At 38.8% G+C, this 19,137-nt stretch carries 16 protein-coding genes and 1 tRNA gene; 10 read left to right on the plus strand and 7 right to left on the minus strand.

Translation table 11 applies throughout. The annotated features are described in order from the left end of the window. Nucleotides 1-10: 10 nt before the first annotated feature. The 5 genes from FPG78_RS00815 to FPG78_RS00835 form a co-directional block, all read right to left on the minus strand. Nucleotides 11-760 (minus strand): PASTA domain-containing protein, encoded by a 750-nt coding sequence (locus FPG78_RS00815; protein WP_144086190.1) that lies wholly within the window; start codon nucleotides 758-760, stop codon nucleotides 11-13. Continuing rightward, entirely contained in the window at nucleotides 757-2,064 is a 1,308-nt protein-coding gene (locus FPG78_RS00820) for a D-alanine--D-alanine ligase family protein (protein ID WP_223261927.1), read from the minus strand. The genes FPG78_RS00815 and FPG78_RS00820 overlap by 4 nt, the downstream gene beginning before the upstream one ends. 10 nt (nucleotides 2,065-2,074) lie before the next feature. After that, a complete protein-coding gene (gene ftsH / locus FPG78_RS00825) occupies nucleotides 2,075-4,078 on the minus strand; it encodes an ATP-dependent zinc metalloprotease FtsH (protein WP_144086191.1) in 2,004 nt (667 codons plus the stop codon). Between the two features lie 167 nt (nucleotides 4,079-4,245). Next, complete coding sequence (locus FPG78_RS00830; protein ID WP_144086192.1) at nucleotides 4,246-4,884, minus strand: superoxide dismutase; 639 nt, start codon at nucleotides 4,882-4,884, stop codon at nucleotides 4,246-4,248. A 44-nt stretch (nucleotides 4,885-4,928) separates the two neighbouring features. Continuing rightward, nucleotides 4,929-5,384, minus strand: coding sequence for a nucleoside deaminase (locus FPG78_RS00835; RefSeq protein ID WP_144086193.1), 456 nt, complete (start codon nucleotides 5,382-5,384; stop codon nucleotides 4,929-4,931). A gap of 291 nt (nucleotides 5,385-5,675) precedes the next feature. Between FPG78_RS00835 and FPG78_RS00840 the strand changes: the two genes are divergently transcribed. Next, nucleotides 5,676-6,257 carry a hypothetical protein gene (locus tag FPG78_RS00840; RefSeq protein WP_186292383.1) on the plus strand — a complete coding sequence of 194 codons (582 nt, stop codon included), beginning with the start codon at nucleotides 5,676-5,678 and terminating at the stop codon, nucleotides 6,255-6,257. 463 nt (nucleotides 6,258-6,720) lie between these two features. On the opposite strand, the gene FPG78_RS00845 is transcribed toward FPG78_RS00840, so the two are convergent. Beyond that, nucleotides 6,721-8,478: an AAA family ATPase gene (locus FPG78_RS00845; RefSeq protein ID WP_144086195.1), complete on the minus strand. Its 1,758-nt coding sequence runs from the start codon at nucleotides 8,476-8,478 to the stop codon at nucleotides 6,721-6,723. A 451-nt stretch (nucleotides 8,479-8,929) separates the two neighbouring features. Between FPG78_RS00845 and FPG78_RS00850 the strand changes: the two genes are divergently transcribed. The 4 genes from FPG78_RS00850 to dnaE all read left to right on the plus strand — a co-directional run bounded on the left by FPG78_RS00850 (nucleotide 8,930) and on the right by dnaE (nucleotide 14,135). Continuing rightward, complete coding sequence (locus tag FPG78_RS00850) at nucleotides 8,930-10,264, plus strand: hypothetical protein (RefSeq protein ID WP_144086196.1); 1,335 nt, start codon at nucleotides 8,930-8,932, stop codon at nucleotides 10,262-10,264. A 250-nt stretch (nucleotides 10,265-10,514) separates the two neighbouring features. Further along, nucleotides 10,515-10,590, plus strand: a tRNA-His gene (locus FPG78_RS00855). A 108-nt stretch (nucleotides 10,591-10,698) separates the two neighbouring features. Further along, nucleotides 10,699-11,490 carry a PHP domain-containing protein gene (locus FPG78_RS08260; RefSeq protein WP_320411047.1) on the plus strand — a complete coding sequence of 264 codons (792 nt, stop codon included), beginning with the start codon at nucleotides 10,699-10,701 and terminating at the stop codon, nucleotides 11,488-11,490. Next, nucleotides 11,433-14,135: a DNA polymerase III subunit alpha gene (gene dnaE, locus FPG78_RS00860; protein ID WP_320411048.1), complete on the plus strand. Its 2,703-nt coding sequence runs from the start codon at nucleotides 11,433-11,435 to the stop codon at nucleotides 14,133-14,135. Before FPG78_RS08260 ends, dnaE begins: the two co-directional genes overlap by 58 nt. Here the strand turns inward: dnaE and FPG78_RS07950 are convergent. Further along, nucleotides 14,110-14,238, minus strand: a complete 129-nt coding sequence (locus FPG78_RS07950; protein ID WP_255431686.1) for a hypothetical protein — start codon at nucleotides 14,236-14,238, stop codon at nucleotides 14,110-14,112. The genes dnaE and FPG78_RS07950 overlap by 26 nt on opposite strands. 426 nt (nucleotides 14,239-14,664) lie before the next feature. On the opposite strand from FPG78_RS07950, the gene FPG78_RS00865 reads away from it, so the two are divergent. The 5 genes from FPG78_RS00865 to FPG78_RS00885 all read left to right on the plus strand — a co-directional run bounded on the left by FPG78_RS00865 (nucleotide 14,665) and on the right by FPG78_RS00885 (nucleotide 19,112). Continuing rightward, a complete protein-coding gene (locus tag FPG78_RS00865) occupies nucleotides 14,665-15,267 on the plus strand; it encodes a hypothetical protein (protein WP_223261928.1) in 603 nt (200 codons plus the stop codon). A gap of 5 nt (nucleotides 15,268-15,272) precedes the next feature. Beyond that, a complete protein-coding gene (locus tag FPG78_RS00870) occupies nucleotides 15,273-16,640 on the plus strand; it encodes a hypothetical protein (protein ID WP_144086198.1) in 1,368 nt (455 codons plus the stop codon). A gap of 281 nt (nucleotides 16,641-16,921) precedes the next feature. After that, a complete protein-coding gene (locus tag FPG78_RS00875; protein ID WP_144086199.1) occupies nucleotides 16,922-17,413 on the plus strand; it encodes a glutathione peroxidase in 492 nt (163 codons plus the stop codon). A 451-nt stretch (nucleotides 17,414-17,864) separates the two neighbouring features. Then, nucleotides 17,865-18,740 carry a hypothetical protein gene (locus FPG78_RS00880; protein ID WP_144086200.1) on the plus strand — a complete coding sequence of 292 codons (876 nt, stop codon included), beginning with the start codon at nucleotides 17,865-17,867 and terminating at the stop codon, nucleotides 18,738-18,740. A gap of 69 nt (nucleotides 18,741-18,809) precedes the next feature. After that, the gene (locus FPG78_RS00885; RefSeq protein WP_144086201.1) at nucleotides 18,810-19,112 is read left to right on the plus strand and encodes a hypothetical protein; all 303 of its coding nucleotides are present in this window, start codon (nucleotides 18,810-18,812) and stop codon (nucleotides 19,110-19,112) included. The last annotated feature ends 25 nt before the right edge of the window (nucleotides 19,113-19,137 follow it).

A 19,137-nucleotide genomic window follows, 5' to 3' on the forward strand; every position in this document is an offset into this window, starting at 1 on the left:
CTAAGGTTTCTTAGACCTTAGTAATCGAAACATGAATAGGCGTCCCCAATGGCACCTTACTGCCTAGTGCGGGTTTTTGGCTTATAATCGTGCCAACGCTTGTTTTTTTACTTTTAACATAATCCGATACCTCTATTCGCATACCTTGTTCTAATAATAGTAGTTTAGCCTCCTCTATATCCATATCTATTAGATTTGGTACTTCAATGATTCGGTTGCCTAATCCAGCGCTAACGACTAAATCAATAATGGACCCTTTATGAATCGGTTTTCCAGCAGCTATAGGATGACCATTATGCCACTGTTCTAAAACAGCATGTTCTGTAACATCAGGGACATATTTAATGTTACCTAATTTTAACCCTTTGTTCTTTAGCAGTAGCCCCGCGTGCCTAACGGAACGTTCAATAAGGCTGGGCATAGAGACAAGTGGAGGATTTTCTGCATTTAGGGTCAAATAGATCTTTCTGTTTTCTTTAACCCAAGCACCTGCCGCAGGAAATTGTTGTAAAACTGTAAAGGGAGGCAGCTGTGCGGAATAGCCACTGCTATCGGTTATAACGTAATGCAAATGGTCTTTGCTCAGCTTTTCGTCCAATGCATCTAAATGTATGCCTGTTAGGTCAGGTACTTGAACAATTTTACCTTGATGGGTAATATAAGGTAATACTATATAGAAAAAGAGATATAAGATCGTTACACTCAAACAAGCCATGTAAACGAGGTGCTTGAATAGCTTTTTTAACTTTTCTTTATTCATCTATCTAAGGTTAGCGCTGGTACAGCAACTGCAAAATTTCTTTTGGTCCACCCATATTGAATAATGGCATCTATAAAATCAAATGGCGTATAGCCATTTAAAGCGCATTGGTGAAAAATACAGGTAGCTGGTGTCATAGCAGGTAGGGCATTGATTTCAATGACCCAAACTTCTACTTTTTGATGGGCATAAATTTTTACAAAGGCATCTATTCTGGCATAGCCTTGTAAATTTAAAACTGCTGCTATGGTGCGCAGTTGCTTTTTGACACTTTTGCAAATGGCTTCAGCTGCTTTGGTATCGTTATGAAAGCGTGCAGGGGTAATATTATGCCCCTCCCCTGCTAAAAACTTTTCTTCTAATGAAAGTACGGCATCTGCTGCTACTGTTTCTGAAGGCTCAAATACCTCATATAAGGTTTTGCCATTGGGATCTATATGGGTCAATAAGCCTGTTGTGGTCTCTAAACAATCAAGGGTTTCTTGATCTTTTTGGATGAGTGTTTCTAATAGAAAACGTGCTTGCCTAGGAATATAGTCTGCTGCTTGCAAGGCTAATGCTTCGATCAGATCAACAGCAATAAGTGATTCATCTCTAAAACTGGCAGCTGCATAAGCGACTAACATGGCGCTATCGGTGATCCGCATTACCCCTGCACTACAGCCATCATCAACTGGTTTGGCAATAATAGGATAGGTAAACGCTTCCTCTATAGCATGGATAACTTTATCCTGATGGGCGCTCCAATCTTTTTTTGTGACCACAAACTGCTGTGCAACATGAAATCCTTTTTGGGCTAAAAATTGATTGGTTGCATACTTATCAATGGTTAAAGCGGTAGTGGCTATACCAGATCCATTATAGGGTATATCATGGGCCTCTAATAGCTTTTGTAAGGTCCCATCTTCCCCAGGTCTACCATGCAAGGCTATAAAAATAAAATCTATTCTTTCTTTTAAGGCAGAAAAGGTAAGCTCTTCCGGTGTAAAAATAACATCCTTTGCATAATGCTTTGTGATGGAGGCCGCTTCTTTTCTAATAGCGGTTAATAATGCTTCTGATCTACTAAACCTAGTTGGATGGAGGAGCACATCATGGATATCATCTGCATTATCTTTAAGCAAAAGGGCAGCAGGTAATGTAAAAATACGATAGGCTTCCCTAGAGCCAGATAGAAACAGTGGAAGGGGTGCATATTTAGTCGAGGCAAGCAATTTACTATAAACATTCCGCCCACTTTCTAATGATATATGTCGCTCGGGTGTAAACCCGCCCATTAACACACCTATTTTGGGGTTCACCACTTTTTATTGCTTAAACTTGCTCTCCATCACAAGGCTCCGTTTCTTCCATATCACCGGATTGTTCTTCACTTGGTGACGCTTGAGCGGCATCTTCAACAGAGACCTCTTTCGTTTCTTTAGCAAACCGTTTGCCTATTAAACGCTCTAAATCTGATTTAAATATTGTTTCTCTTACCAATAACGCTTCGGCCAAAAGGGTGAGCTTATCGATCTTTTCTTTGAGTAACCCTTTCACACGCGCATACGCGCCATCTATAATGGCTTTTACTTCTTCATCTATGGTATAGGCAGTTGTTTCTGAGTAAGGTTTTGTAAACGTATAGTCTGCTTGCTTAGAGTTATGGAAAGAAAGATGGCCTACTTTAGGGTTCATGCCATAGACGGTAACCATGCTATAAGCCAATTTAGTAGTACGCTCCAAATCATTTAAGGCACCAGTAGAAATCTTTCCAAAAATAAGCTCCTCAGCGGCTCTTCCTCCCAACGCCATGGCTAGCTCATCGAGCAATTGATTTTCTTGATAGATGAATTGCTCTTTAAGCAAATACTGTGCATAACCCAATGCGGCTATACCACGTGGTATAATACTTACCTTCACTAGTGGGTGTGCATGCTCTAAAAACCACCCAGCAATCGCATGGCCTGCTTCGTGGTAGGCTACTATTTTTTTCTCTTCTGGAGAAATAATTTTGTTTTTCTTCTCTAATCCACCAATAATGCGATCAATAGCGGCATGAAAGTCGGTCATGGTTACAAACTTTCTGTTTTTTCTGGCTGCTATTAAAGCTGCTTCATTACACATATTAGATAGATCGGCTCCAGAGAACCCTGGTGTTTGCTCTGCCAGTTGCTTAATGCGTATATGTTTTTCTAGCTTTAGCTTTTTGCTATGGCAGCGTATAATCGCCTCTCTATCCACTACATCTGGGTTATCTATGGTGATCTGTCTATCAAACCTTCCTGGGCGCAACAGTGCAGGGTCCAATACCTCTGATCTATTGGTAGCACCTATCACAATCACACCAGAATTGGTTGAAAAGCCATCCATTTCTACCAACAGAGAATTCAAAGTATTTTCACGTTCATCATTCACCCCAGGCATATTGGCCTTACCCCGTGTTCTACCCACTGCGTCTATTTCATCAATAAAAATAATACAAGGCGCCTTTTCTTTTGCTTTTTTAAAGAGGTCACGGACACGAGCGGCACCTATACCTACAAACATTTCTACAAAGTCTGATCCAGAAAGACAAATAACAGGCACACCTGCTTCCCCAGCTACTGCTTTGGCCAGTAGTGTCTTGCCTGTTCCTGGCGGACCTACCAACAATACCCCCTTAGGAATCTTTCCGCCAAGCAGGGTGAATTTTTCAGGCGTCTTTAAAAAGTCTACCACCTCTTTTACCTCTTCCTTGGCCTCTTTCATCCCAGCTACATCTTGAAAGGTAACCTTCAATTGATTATCCTTATCAAAGATGGTCGCTTTTAATGTATTCATATTGAAAAGCTGCGTGCCAGGACCTGCCATGCCATTACCTGGCTTACGAATAAAGAACCAATAAATCAGAAATAACGTGAGCAAAAAAGACCAGTTGATAAAGCTAGCAGGCTCTGAACGTTCCTCGCAAGTGTAGCCTATTCTGGCTTCAGGTGCTATGTTTGCTTCTATTGCTGCAAACTTTTTATCAAAAATATCAAAATTGGGTATGCGTAAAGTGTAGACCAACCCGCTGGCACTCTTCCAGGTGGCTCTTGCTGCTAGCTCTTTTTGATAATGCGCTTTTTTTAATGCATCCTCCTTGAGCACCACTTCGACTAGATGTTGATTGGTGATTAAAGTAACAGACTTAACCTCCTGATTGAGCATCATTGTTTCAAAACGCTTCTCAGAGATAGCAATCGTATTTTTTTCTTTGCTGTAATAAAAAAGCAATCCCAATATGACTAATATGGCTAATACAAAAATGGACTGAGGAGCGTTGTGTTGCACAAACTTTTTTTCTCTTTGTTTCATATCTTGGCTTAAATTAAAGAGCTATTTTTTTTAAGTGAAGAGGCAAATTTACAAAAAAGCATTGGAAAACACTATAAAAAAGCCTTACATAATTTCTTATACCAAAAAGAATACTTTACGTAGGCTTGCCTCTATACTTTTATTTATGGTTGGTGTTATGGAGGTTTTTATTGTACCGCCCTCATGTATCTACGCTCAACTTCTTCCCAGTGAATGATTTTCCAAAAAGCCTCTATATAGGCTGGGCGCTTATTCTGGTAAAGAAGGTAATAGGCATGTTCCCACAAATCCAGCCCTAAAATAGGTAAACCTTGCTCTTGAACAGGCGTGGTATTCATAAGCGGATTATCTTGATTATTAGTTGTAGAAATAAATAAACTGCCATCTTTTTTGGCTACAGATAACCAGGCCCATCCAGAACCAAAGTGTCCAGCAGCTGCTGCTGTAAAGGTTTCTTTAAATTTTTCAAAGCTGCCAAATGAATTTTCTAATACACGCAATAAAGCTGCTCCAGGGGCTTGGACACTATTAGGGATGAGGCTATTCCAAAAAAAGGAATGGTTAAAGTGGCCACCAGCATTGTTGCGCACAGCAGTATGGTAAGCGCTTATATCCTTTAAGAGATGGGCCAAGACCGATGGTTCCGTTCCTTGTGCGGTTGCTATTGCTGTACCCGCTAGCGCCTGATTGAGTTTATCCACATAGGTTTGGTGGTGTTTGGTATGATGGATCTCCATAGTTTGGGCATCTATGTAGGGTACTAGCCCGTTATAGGCATAAGGCAAAGCGGGAAGTGTAAAAATCATAGGCGTCTAAAGTTTTAAAATCAACATAGAACTAGTTTGTTCTGCTACAATATAGTGTTTCTTAACTTTTTAAAAAAACAAATCAGCAATTGGTTGCTTTCTTTAGCTAAAACATCCTGTTGAACTGCCGTACGTGGGTGGAGGGTAAGGTTAGCGTGGGTTTGGTAGCCTCTTTTGGGGTCACTAGCGCCAAAAACAAGCCGCTTTACTTGCGACCAGTAAAGCGCGCCACTACACATAATACAGGGTTCTAGGGTAACATATAGGGTACAATTAGGAAGATATTTGCTGTTAAAATAATTGGCAGCAGCGGTTATGGCCAATAGCTCTGCATGAGCAGTTGGATCCCTAAGCTGCTCGACTTGGTTATGGGCACGTGCAATAATCTTATGATCGGCTACTATAACAGCTCCAACCGGCACCTCCCCCACTTCAGCAGCACGCGCTGCCTCTTTTAACGCCGCTTCCATAAAAAAAGCATCATCATGAACGGGGTGCATATGGCTTATGGAATAGATCCCTTGCTGCATGGTACATATTTTTGCAAGTCTGTTGATTTTAGTAAAGTTTACAGAACATTTACATAAAATATATTGGAATTGGCAATATGTTTTCGTAAAATTGCACCAGACATTAGGCCCATTTTAGATTATGCTACAATAGCAGGGATAAATATAGTAAAACCCATGCATCAAGTAATGGCTTAACCAATAAGTGGATAGTACCCACTTTTATAGGGCAGCTTTTTTCCCTTAATGCATGGGCCTACGTTACACTAAACTAAACCATAATTGAAAATCAACTACGAAATGAATGTAAACAAAAATAAATCAATAAGCAAGGGCTTTATCTTTTCAAAAACAATATCCCCAACAGTGGGTGCATTGTTGCTGGCTACCCAAATGACCGGGTGTACTGGGATGTCTGGTAGACTTGGTCTGGGTGAAGATTCATCGAATTGCAGTAGAAAAACAACTAGTTCAGATGAATGGATAAAGGGTATACTCAATCCACAATATCAACCAATTGAAAACACAAATGAGAAGAAACACTCATCTATTTTAAATAAGAAGCATAATAATAAGCTTAACACAAGAGACAATCGTAACCATGATGCTTCTAATACACAGTCAAAACAATTAAATAGTGATACTCCTATAGTAAGTCCACCATGCAAGTCTAATCACCCCAAAAATAAAGCTACAAAACAAATGAACAACAAAAAGGCGCCGAACGCAAACAATCTTTTTATCTCAACAAATATTTTTAATGATAGAACAACTCAGCCAACTAAGGGAAATAAGCAAACAACGATGCAAAAGATAAGAAACAAAATTAATTTAAAGTCGTCTAACAACGAGTACTACTTCTAACAAGTATGGTTGTAATGCTTGATGTAATATAGCAAAAGTGTCATAATCTTTAGAAACGGTTACTACGGTAACCGCTTCTGTCAACTTTATGGGTAGTTCAACCTGTAACTATGCTATATTACGAAAAAAAACTAAAAAATATCCATTGTAAATAATTGTGAGTAGAAATGTATAGCCCCAATGAGGGACAGAAATTATATATTGTAGCATATAGGTACAAAAATCTTTTTATGGATGGTTACGCATACCTCTGGCGCTTATGATCCTCGATAAGTGAATTTGGCGCACAGCAAAACCAATGAAACGCTTTGTTTTACTGAAAAATGCCAAATTTCTTTACCGACAGCTACAATACCCCTTCTAGTAACCCTTCCTAAAAGGAAGAAAAAACGCGCCCTTGGAAAAAATTGCATACAAATGGCTTGAACATGCGTTCAGCATTACTATTTCTTTTTCCCTTATCTTACTCATACTTATTCGTTAACATAACGTCACCAGCTTGTTTACCAGTCAAATCATAAGTTGCGTACGCGGATAAAACCGATTTGCCGGAAAACGCAATGCCGCATTCCACCACCTCCTGAACATAAGGATACTGCAATAGCTCCGTATGATAGGCCTGGGCCTGTATTTGACCCAAGGCAAGTTTAGCTACACTTTCCAGTTCTTCTTCTTTCCCAGCCTGCTTAAATTCTAATAACAGTGCTTTTGAACCCTCTTTTTTAGGGATTAATAGCAGATCATAACGACCTAAACCGCTTTCTCGATTGGAGCGTATATAGTGGGTTATACCCACACTTGATAACATCCCTAATACAAAACCATGATAAAACCCTTCTGATGTTTTGCTTTGTTTGGTATCAAAATAGCTCACACTGCTTCGTAAAAGGTAGCTAAATTGTGCTACAAAAGCAGCAACCTCACCAGCTACCAAATGTTTCAAAAAAGAGTCATATTGACTCCTTCTCTCAAACTGATTAACGAACCATGCTTGAAAAAATGTACTATAGAGTCGCCATATTTCATAGTTAGGAACCTTAACTTTACAGTCATATACATTCGTATAGGCGCTTAAATTACTCGTTTCAAAGGTTAAATAACCAGCAAATAATAAAAAACTCCAAAAAGATGTATCATCTTTATCTAAAATATCAAAAGCAAGATGCTTATTGATAGATATAACTAAGGATTCCCCTCGCATCAATTGTTCAAATTGCGCTTTGATCTCAGAATGAGCAGAAAGTACCTTTTGTTCGATTAAGTTATTATTGCCTGTATTTACCCAATAGACATCAAAATGACCTGATCTATTGATACAAGAAATAATAGACCATGGATTATACATTACCAAGTTCCCTACCTTATAACCATTGTACCAATTTCTTACTTCTTCCATAGAAGTATTTAAATCTGTTGCTTTAAACAAAGCGGAAACTTCCGTTTCACTAAAGCCAAAATGGGAACTATATGCTTCATCTAGTAAGGTATAGGTTTCTAAATTATTCAACCCAGAAAGCATACTATCTTTAGAAACACGTAATATACCGGTTAAAACACCTCGTTTTAGTGTAGTATTCCCTTTTAATGCAGCACTAAATAGGTTGCGCATAAATGCGACCATAGCGTCCAAGTATGCCGCATTACCATAAGCTTTATTGAGTGGCGTATCATATTCATCTATAAAAATATAAACCTTCTGACCATGGTGTTGGTAAAGGCATTGACTAAGAAGTTCTAGAGAAGATTCTAATTCTTGTTGATTAGCTTCCTTACCCAGGATAGTATGTAATTGTTTTAATTGTATTTCATTAATTTTATCGCTTTTCAACAAATAAGCATATCCACTATAAACCTTTAAGATCAATGCATACACCGCATTATAAGCCCCTTGAAAATTATCTGCGTTCACATCCTTAAAACTGATCATAATAACCGGATGCTTACCTTGATGTTCTCGAATGTACCTACCACCTGCTAACTTGCCAATAACCAAATCATCAAACAAACCGGCTGTAGGTACCCCATTGACTTCTGATGCAAAAAAATACTGCAACATAGAGATATTTAGCGTCTTTCCCCAACGACGAGGACGGGTAATTAAAGTAACTTTATCTCCTTTGCTTAGGAACTCAGCAATCATATTGGTCTTATCGCAAAAAAGATAATCTCCTTGTACCAACTCTTCAAAGTTATCAACCCCAATCGGTAATTTCTTGATCATACTATTAAATTTATGATTGCTATTTGATTTACAATAATATTATTATAGTAAGCAGACCTACTATCAAATAGGCTGTGCAAAAAAAACTGCGTTTCAAAATGATAAGCCTGCTCCTTACAACAAATATAGATAAGATCTACACTAGGTTGACTATATTTGTAAAGTTTAAACATTAGACCTTCTTCAAAACCTATTTGTGATCAGCAGTTTTTAGGAGAAGTGCAGTCGCCAGCATACTAAATGTATTTGAGGAGCATAGACAAGCTTCGACACCAAAATTGCCATTAGAAATAGGTTTTCCAGAAGGTCTAGTGGTGTTTATTAAGGGATTTACCCTAATAACCCTTGCTAAACAATCTCTACACACAGCTGAAATAAAGTTATATTTCCTTGCAGTTGATGCCATTGCATGTTGACTATTTTAGCTGGTACAAAGGATAATCTTATATAGATGAAAAGAAAACTTTTAACCAAACCACAGCTATCGATCGTAATCGCCAATGCGCTGATTCATTTTGATAATGCTTTATATGGTTATCTGGTGCCGATTATTGCACCGCTTTTTTTTCCAAAAAAAGAACCAGTGGTCCAGCTGATATGGGGCTATAGTCCATTGATCATCTCCTTTATAGCCAAACCTTTTGGGCTGCTTTTTTTTAGCAAAATGGCTCAAACTAAAAAAGAAACGACCGCATTGCGCTATACGCTTTTGGGTGTAGGGATGGGTGTAATGGCCATGGGCTGCTTGCCCATCTATAAAGAGGGATCACTATGGAGCATTATTTTATTACTGATGGCCAGAATGTGCTCAGAATCATGTTCAGCAGGAGAACATAATATTGCCAAAATATACCTATTGAAGGGTTTAGCTACGCAACCGGCTAAAAAACTTGCCGCATGGTATGAAGTTTCTACTATGGTGGGTATTTTATCTGCTGGCGCTGTAGGCAGCTGCTTGGCATGGATCAAGGATCCCCTACCCTACTGGCGGTTGCCTTTTTTAATCGCAGCACTAGCTACGCTATTAAATGTTCTTTTACTCAGATTAGCCCTCTTTCAAAACTCGATTGCTAAATGGCAATTTTCTGGTCTACACGCCTCAAGTACAGTTGAGTATGCTGCTCCTAAAAATTGCAGATCACAAATCGCTTTCGAAAAAGGTTTATTCAACGCAACAGAAACGAAACAAGAGGTTAGCCCTCAAAAAGGCGCTTTACAACTTTGGAAAGACTACCAACCGATTATGCGCATTGCTATAGTGGCCGGGTTTGGTTATGTGATCTATACCATTCCTTTTCTATTTATGAATAGTTTTGTACCTATGGTAACTGCTATTAGCTATTCCACTATGATGCAATATCTGCCTATTTTTATGGTATTAGATATACTATTAATCGGTTGGATCGCTAAAGTTGGTCAGCAGTATGACCACAATAACCTGATGGCAGTAGCCAGTGGATTGGTTGCTTTATCGATTATTCCCCTTTTTGCAGGACTACCAGGGGCTTCTATCTTTTATGTAACAGCCGTACGTTGTTGGCTTATCTTTTTGGGCGTGGTCTTTAGCTGTTTTGTAACCATTTGGTCCAAAGAGCAAACAGCAACACCCTATACGACCATAGGATTGGCTACTGTTTTAGGGAGCAGTTTGTTTGGAAAACCTGCTGCGGCTATCTGTTTTTACCTTTTTCATAGGTATCATAGCGCTATAACGCCTGCTTGTTATATAGCACTGTTGGCTTTTGGGGCTACATTGATTATGGCTGACTCTGCATCATCAGAATAAAAGGCTTCTTTCGAAACGCTACTTCTGCTGGTAATTTGCTCATCGATCCGGTGCTCAAATCCTCACGTACATCTAGTACGCTCCGGTTTTCCGCGCCGTCTCTCCTACAAATTCCTGAGCATAAGCGCATTTCGCAAGAAGCCTAGTATGCCATTATCAAAGCCTATTTTTTGAAAATTTTATTTTTTTTGGTTAGATTTGGAAATCGGGTGTTTGATTAGCCCAATGGCTATCTAAACCTGGTTTTTATGGTGAATGTAGCTCAGCTGGTTAGAGCATTGGTTTGTGGTACCAAGGGTCGCGGGTTCGAATCCCGTCTTTCACCCGCTTTTTGATAACCTACTGCTGCTTAAAACCATTCCTTTTTCTTACAGAAAGGAATCTATATGATGCTTTTTGCTTGATCAAAAATTATCATATAAACGCCTTGAACCATGCATAACTTTTGCCATTTACATTGCCATACAGAATATTCCCTGTTGGATGGTGCTGCTAAGGTACAGCGTTTAGTAGCAGCTACTAAACAGTTGGGCATGGATGCATTGGCCATTACAGACCATGGCAATATGTTCGGTGTACCGCATTTCGTAGCTGCAGCAGCCAAGGAAGGGGTAAAACCAATTATAGGGTGCGAATTCTATATGGCACCTGATCGGCATAACCATAAAGACAAAACGCGTTACCACCAGTTGCTCCTCGCCAAAAATGCCATAGGCTATCAAAATATTGCCAAATTATCTTCCCTAGGTTTTTTAGAAGGTTATTATTACAAGCCGCACATCGATAAAGCACTACTGAAACAGTACAAAGAGGGTTTAATAGCTACTACCTGCTGCTTAGGTGCAGAGATTCCTAAAGCCATTATTGGCCATGGTGAAGCAGCTGCAGAAAAGCTTTTTGTAGAATGGTTGGAGCTATTTGGCCAAGATTACTATATAGAACTGCAAAGACATGGCATCAAAGAGCAAGAAATTTGTAATGCAGTATTGCTGGGCTGGGCAAAAAAATACAATGTAAAGGTTATTGCTACCAACGATGTCCATTACATCACGCAAGAGGACAGCATTGCTCAAGATGTATTGCTTTGTTTACAAACTGGAAAGGATTATCATGATCCCAACCGGATGCGTTTTAGCAATGATCAATTCTTTTTAAAGTCCCAGAAGAGATGGCGCTGCTTTTTGCAGATGCCCCAACGGCTATTACCAATACCTTGGAGTTGGTAGCAAAAATAGAAACGCCCTCCCTGGTGCGTGATGTACTATTGCCTATTTTTCAATTGCCAAGTGGATTTTCAGACCCCAATCTCTATCTAACCCATTTGGCTTTTTCTGGTGCCCGCGCCAAGTATGGAACCATTGCTGCGGAAGTAGAAAGTAGGCTCAATTATGAATTGGCTATTATTGCCCAAACCGGGTTTGCCGGTTATTTTTTAATTGTACAAGATTTTATTGAAGCTGCTGTGCAATTAAATGTTATCGTAGGGCCAGGAAGGGGCTCTGTAGCAGGTTCGCTAGTGGCTTTTTGTATAGGGATTACCAAAATAGATCCGCTGCGCTATAATCTGCTTTTTGAACGCTTTTTGAACCCTGAACGAGTCTCCATGCCCGATATAGATGTAGACTTTGATGATGAGGGTCGTAAAAAGGTCATTGATTATGTGATTCAAAAATATGGTAGAAACCAAGTAGCCTCAATTATTACCTTTGGTAGCATGGCGGCTAAATCGGCCATACGTGATGTAGCACGTGTGCTGGGCGTTCCGCTGGCACGGGCCAACTATATGACCAAGCTGATACCAGATAAACTAGGCATTACGCTATCAGAGGCTTTTGAGGAGGTCAAAGCGCTGGCTGAAATCAAAAAAGAAATAACCACCCCAGAGGGTAAAGTGCTCGACTTGGCTGAAAGACTAGAAGGATTGGTCCGTCACACAGGTATTCATGCAGCAGGCATCATCATCGCACCCAATAATATCACAGAATATATTCCGGTAAAAACAGATAAAAACTCTGACCTACTGGTGACCCAATATGATGGGTCGGTACTGGAAGGGCTGGGCATGTTGAAAATGGATTTTTTGGGGCTAAAGACACTCAGTATTATTAAAGATGCGCTGCTATTGATCGAGCAAAACAGCGCCATCACTATAGATATAGATTGCATCCCACTAGATGACCCTATTACCTTTAAACTATACCAATCGGGTAATACCAAAGGAACCTTTCAATTTGAGTCAGAAGGCATGCGCCAATGGCTGATTAAACTGCAACCCACTACAATGGAGGAGCTGATTGCGATGAATGCCCTCTATAGACCAGGCCCGATGCAGTTTATTCCTAATTTTATTGCCCGTAAACATGGTAAAGAAGCTATTGAATATCCCCACCCACTTCTGGAAGCCATTCTAAAGCCTACCTATGGCATTATGATCTACCAAGAGCAAATCATACAAACCGCACAAACCATGGCAGGTTATACCCTGGGTGGTGCAGATTTGCTCCGTAAGGCTATGGGTAAAAAAAATGCAACAGAAATGGCCAAGCAGCGTGACATATTTGTAACAGGAGCAGCCCAAAAGCATCAAATTCCTAAAGAAAAAGCACTGGCCATTTTTGAGATTATGGAAAAATTTGCGCAGTATGGTTTCAATCGCTCCCATGCAGCAGCTTATTCCCTGATTGCCTACCAAACTGCTTATTTAAAAGCCCATTATCCTACCGAATATATGGCTGCTGTGCTCACCCATAATCAAGGTGATATTGAAAAAATTGCTTTCTTTATGGAAGAAAGCCGCCAGCAAGGGCTCGCTGTATTAGGCCCTGATGTCAATCAAAGTCAAGTTAATTTTAGTGCCGGTCTGCATAAAGAAATCAGGTTTGGGCTAGGTGCCATTAAAGGAGCTGGCGAGGCTGCCGTTACAGCCATTATAGAGGCAAGAAGGCAAAGAGGTACTTTCAAAGACATTTTTGATTTCGTGGAGTCCATTCAGCCCAAAAGCATCAATAAGAAAACCATGGAATCGCTTGCTTTATCTGGTGCTTTTGATACCTTTAAAGGGGTACACAGAAGACAGTATGTCTATGAAGCATCCGGTAGCAGCTTTATAGAAAAAGTGATACAATATCGGAATCGCATGCAAAAAGAGCGGATGGAAGCGCTTCAATCGCTCTTTGCAGCCAGTGGCTATAGCCAAATTAAAAAGCCAGAACCAGTTGATTGTGCGCCTTATGAGCCATTGGAGCAGTTGCGTATAGAGAAAGAACTGGTTGGTTTTTATATTTCTGGTCACCCACTAGATCCATTTAAAGTAGATATAGCAAGCTTCTGCAATGTAACCACACAAAATATATTAACTGCAAATCGAAAAGCAGTAACCATAGCCGGTATACTCACCGCCTCTACAATTAAACAAAACGGCAAAGGCAATGCCTTTGCTTTACTCACATTAGACGATTACCATGGCGCACTCAACTTTGCACTTTTTGGGGAAGATTACTTAAAACACAAACATCTATTAGAAGTCGGCAAATTACTCTTCTTAACAGGCCATGTAGCCCCACGCTACGGGAACCAAGAAATACAAACCTTTAAGCCTCAAGCCATTCACCTACTGGAGGAGATGCGGGAAAGAATGGCCAAAGGAGTCCATTTAAAGCTGATACAACACCATATTGACCAAGTATTGGTTGATGCATTAGAATCTTATATCAAACAGCATCCAGGTAAATCTTTTATAAAAATATCGATTATAGATGATGAAGACCAAATCACCATTCCCACCCTTTCTACCCAATACCGTGTCGCACTCAACAATGAACTATTTGGACTATTCAACGCACTCTCTATAGATTTTCATCTATATGCTTAACGGTTCTATCCATAGAGCCATATGGCCACGCTACCCCAAAACAAAAAAATGCCCTTTTAACACCAGCCTGCATCAATACCCCTACCATAAATACCCCACTCATATTGTTTAAGTGAATTATTTTTAGTATAATAAGCAAGTTAAAATAACATTCAAAACATAAAAGTTTTCAATTTTTAATAAAAAAGCGAACGATTGCTTTTGTTCATTTTAAGTTTATATACTACGTTAAGTATAATGGGGTATTATGGCCTGCAATCATTCCCACTCCTATAAAGCCTATTCTGGCAATAATAGGGCCAATCTAACTTTCACTACTCTGATCTATTCTTTAGTACAAAAGCTTCTATCTAGTAGCTGTTTCATGCTATTATGGGGCAATTGTTTCCTATGCACTGTAGGGTTCAGGTGTAACCCAAAGAATAGCGATCCGCAAAATGCAACTTATGCTGCAGTTTCCCCAAATAGTGTGAGCCGATGTATAGGGACTATCACTACTTTGGTCATGGTTGACGCGATGGAAGGCTACATGATGGTAAATCTTGATCTGCTTTATGAAAAAAACAAATGGAAGCAAATCCTATATAAGGTAAGGCTATTGCATGATAAGGAACCAATTCAAAATATTCTGCATATAATAACTTATGATGGCCATAGCAGCGTTCGTTTTAAACGGATAGATGCCCATGCTAATTTAACAGACCATGTAGCAGCGACGGATTCTATTGATGAGGCGATACCCAATTGGACAGATTATGGCATAACCTCCTCTATGCGTTACAAACGATCAAGCTTTGGCGATAAGCAGCATACTTTTTCTTTGGATTTGAATGGTGTTACATTCCAGAATGGAGACCAATTGGGTTTTATTTTAATGCAAAACAATAACTCGCCAGTTGATTTGATTAAATACAAATACCTGGTAAAAAAAGAGATACCATGGCCCGATGAACCCGATACCTATACACATATACAAGATGGTTTAATTTTACCTGGCACAATTTTACCTGGCACAATCGGGAACCCTATATTGCAGTCTGCAGCTGTTTTTAATGCAACGATAGACTTAACCAGCTATACAACTATTTACTGTTACATAAAAAGGGGCATCACTATTGCCTTGTTCCACTAGATCTCTTGCAAAACTCAACTGAGAAATGGCAATCTTGTGGTAGAGCTAAGGACACTGGAACTGCTCCTAAAAACTGCGCATCACAAACCGCTCTTCTTCCATGCACTGCAAAAAGTATAGCAACCAATGAACCACCCTTAAAGGAAAATAATAGCTTAGCACAAGAAATGGACAACGTAGCAACAAGCAAAATGCCGCAATCACCAAAAAGTAATACAAAAACTGAGAAACCAGTAACCCCATCAGACGCAAGGTTTTATATGTTAAATCAAAAAATGAAGGAAGAAGAAAGATATCAAAAAACTTTACCAGACACATTAAAACTTATAAGAACATTCAAAAACAACCAAAAAAATATAACAAGCTCAATAAGCTTAATGAAAATAATAGCATCAAATGATCCAGTAAAAAACACAATAAGGCTAGGCTCAGTAAATGAAATAGAATCAGCATGCAGTTCAGCATCAAAAGCGATACAAGCATTGCAGCTAGCATTAAAGCTAGAAAAAGCATACCAGCTAGGAATAGCATATAGTAGACCTACTAACGTTAAAAATAAACGCATAGCAGTAATAAACGCATTAGAAAATTTAGAAAAAGCTGTATATGAGGAATATAGAGAGGTTAAATCTGTAGCAAACTCACTAGCCCTATTAATAAAACATTTAGAAGCGATATACGGCAGATTATTCAATGTATTCAGAATAGATGAAATAGATAATATCCTAGATGAAATAGATAACATGAGGAAAAATGTAAAACAATTGTTCATTGGGGATGATATGCAATTAAAAAAATCGAAAACAATAATAGTACAGCTAGAGCAGATTGTATCTGATCAACGGAATGTAGTACGAAGTTTTATAAAAAAAGCATCAGAAATGGAAGAGCCATTAGAATCCATACAGAAAAAAGATTTAGTAACCTTAATACGTTCTTTAGAAAGAATAAGAGAAAGAATAAGAATAAGAATAAGAATAAGAGAAAGAGAAAAAAACTTACTAGAGTTAAAAACTAGGCTTAATTTAGCGTCAAATATTATAGAAGGGAAGGTAAAAAATCTCAAATGCCTAAACGATATAATAACAGACTTAGAATTGGGAGAAAATGATATAAATGATATAAAAGAAATATTGAATAGCATAGATTTAAAGACCAAAAAAGCAGAAATAGCAAAAAAAATAGAAAACGTAGTAAACAACATCTCCAAACTAGAAAAGGAATTTAAAATAGAGATGGAGTCAAAATCAAAGGAAATGGTCACTCAGATAACAGTACTCGAAGAGCCGTTGCTAAAAATGGAGGAAATGTATGATGAACTGTGTCAAAACGACATTTTTACTAAACCCAACAGGCTTCATAGAATTTATTAGAAAGGCCTTAGTGATACTAGATCTATTGATTTGCCTTTTAATATTTAAAGCCTTAGATTTAGGGGTACATTTTTAACCCAATTTTTGGACATCTCATGCAAACTTGACTTGCATCAAGAGACCTTCTTCAAAACCTATTTGTGATCAGCAGTTTTTAGGAGAAGCGCAGTCGAGCACCGCAGAATACTAAATGTATTTGAGGAGCATAGACCACAAAATTGCCATTTAGCAATAGGTTTTGCAGAAGGTCTAAGTAGGCAGTAGATGGCCGATATAAAACTATGAATATGCAGACCAACCACCCAAACAATTTTTCATTTACGCTATTAGATGGCACTCCGTTTCATATTTGTAATGGGCAAGTTGTTTTAGTGGTCAATACTGCTTCACGCTGTGGCTTTGCCCGCCAGTTTGATGCATTACAAAAACTACATGATCGTTACCATGCCGATGGCTTTACTGTGCTTGGTGTCTCCTCCCAAAGCTTTGGCAAGCAAGAATTTGACAAGGCTTACGATATAGCAGCTGCTATAAAAAATAAATGTAGCACCGTAACCTTTCCCATTACGGAATTAACAGCGGTTCGTGGAAAAGCCATTCATCCATTTTATGCATGGGCTGCTGCGCAAGTCTCTTTATTGGGTCGCCCAAAATGGAATTTTCATAAGTACTTGATAGGTAAAAATGGTGCATGCATCACATGGTTTTCCTCTGCAACAGATCCTTTAGCCCCAAAGGTAATAGAAGCAGTAGAGGCAGCACTAGCTAACTAGGGACCTACCTATCCCTTCATCTAAAATCACAAGGTTAATAGGTTCGCTTTTGAAGCCATAGCCATCTTTCAATCAGCTCTTTTTGCTATACTTTTAAGTTCAAAAATCAACCATTTTATAGTTACAAAGTCGTAATAATTTGGAATTTTAAATAAAACAATGTATGATTTAAGAACAAGGATGACCTTGTTTTTGTAAGTTCAGACGCTCACTAGACCTCTTTTAAAACCTATTTATGGTGAGTAGTTTTTAGGAGAAGCACAGTCCCCAGCATACTCAGCTGTATTGCAGAAGGTCTAAGCTTCGATACCAAAATTGCTATTTAGCAATAGGGGGTTTGCAGGAGGTCTACTAAAATGGAATATATGACCTCTAATTTTATACGTCACGCTATAAAACCCATCCAGGCAACAACAAGCTCAATATAGTTTTCACGATTGCTGGCTATTCCTTGCTTCAAAAGCTTCTATCTGCAGTTTTCTTAATTATAGTATGTCGCACCTATCTACTATTCATTATAGGATTGGGATGTAAGCTAAACCATAACACTCCGTCCAAAGCAGATGCTTGTACAGGTTCTGGGTTACCGAATCATGCGAACCGATGTGTAGGCACCGTAACTATTTTGGGTATGGGTAATAGGATTGGCTACATTAGCCTAAATCGTGATCGATCAAAGCGTCTACATGCCAGGCATCCTATTGATGAGGATATACCCAATTGGGACAGCTATGGAATAACGCCCTTTATGCTTTGTCAAAAAGGAGGTTCTGGCTATAGGCATACTTTTTCTTTAGCTTTGGATGGCGCTAAATTTCAAAACGGTGAAGCATTGGGTTTTATTTTGGTAAAAAATAATCGCCCTCCAGCTCATTTGGTAAAACATTTGATAAAAAAACATATACCGTGGCCCAGTCAGCCATGTGTATACATGCGTATAAAAGGTTGCTTGATACTCCCTGGCATAATCGAACAAGATGCATTGCAATATGCGCACCACTTCGATCCACTTATAGATTTAAATAGATATGCGCATATCTATTGCTATATAAAAAAAGGACGTTACTATTGCTTTGTTCCATTAAATTTGATTTCATTAAAAAATAACGTTACTCAAGCTAATAATGCTACTCAAGATAATAACACTACTCAAGATAGCACGACTAATTCATCACCTATGCCATTGCCCAAAGAGATGCCAAACATAGAATCAGAAATAGATCAAGCATCACTAGACAGTGGTATAGATGTTCGATCAGAAAGCCCATTATCCTTAGAAACAGACGAGCTATTAGATGCATTACCTATTAGTAATGATAATAGATGAACTTCAAGAAGCAGCCAAGCTTAGCAGATGAGCTAATAGCTGCCAGGTTATGATCCACCTTGTAGTGAGATGGGTAATAATAGCTCCTTATTAATAGCATCTCAAAATGCAGCAACAGTCCAAATGCAGGAAAAAGCCTTAGAGATAATAGATAAAAATCTAAAAACATTCGAAATGAATTACAAATATATAATAGAATTAATAAACCAAATCAAAATAGTGACATTAAATGGTGCAACAAAAATTGAAATAAACCTAAATTGGGGAAACAAAATACAATCAGCATTAAGTCTAGCATTGGAAGCGATAAAAAAATTGCAGTCATCATTAGTGTTAGAAAAAGCGTATCAGCTTAGGAATAGAAGACAATAGAGCTACTAATCTTAGCGATCAACGC

Origin of the sequence: Cardinium endosymbiont of Dermatophagoides farinae (assembly GCF_007559345.1) — a bacterium.
GTDB lineage: Bacteria > Bacteroidota > Bacteroidia > Cytophagales > Amoebophilaceae > Cardinium.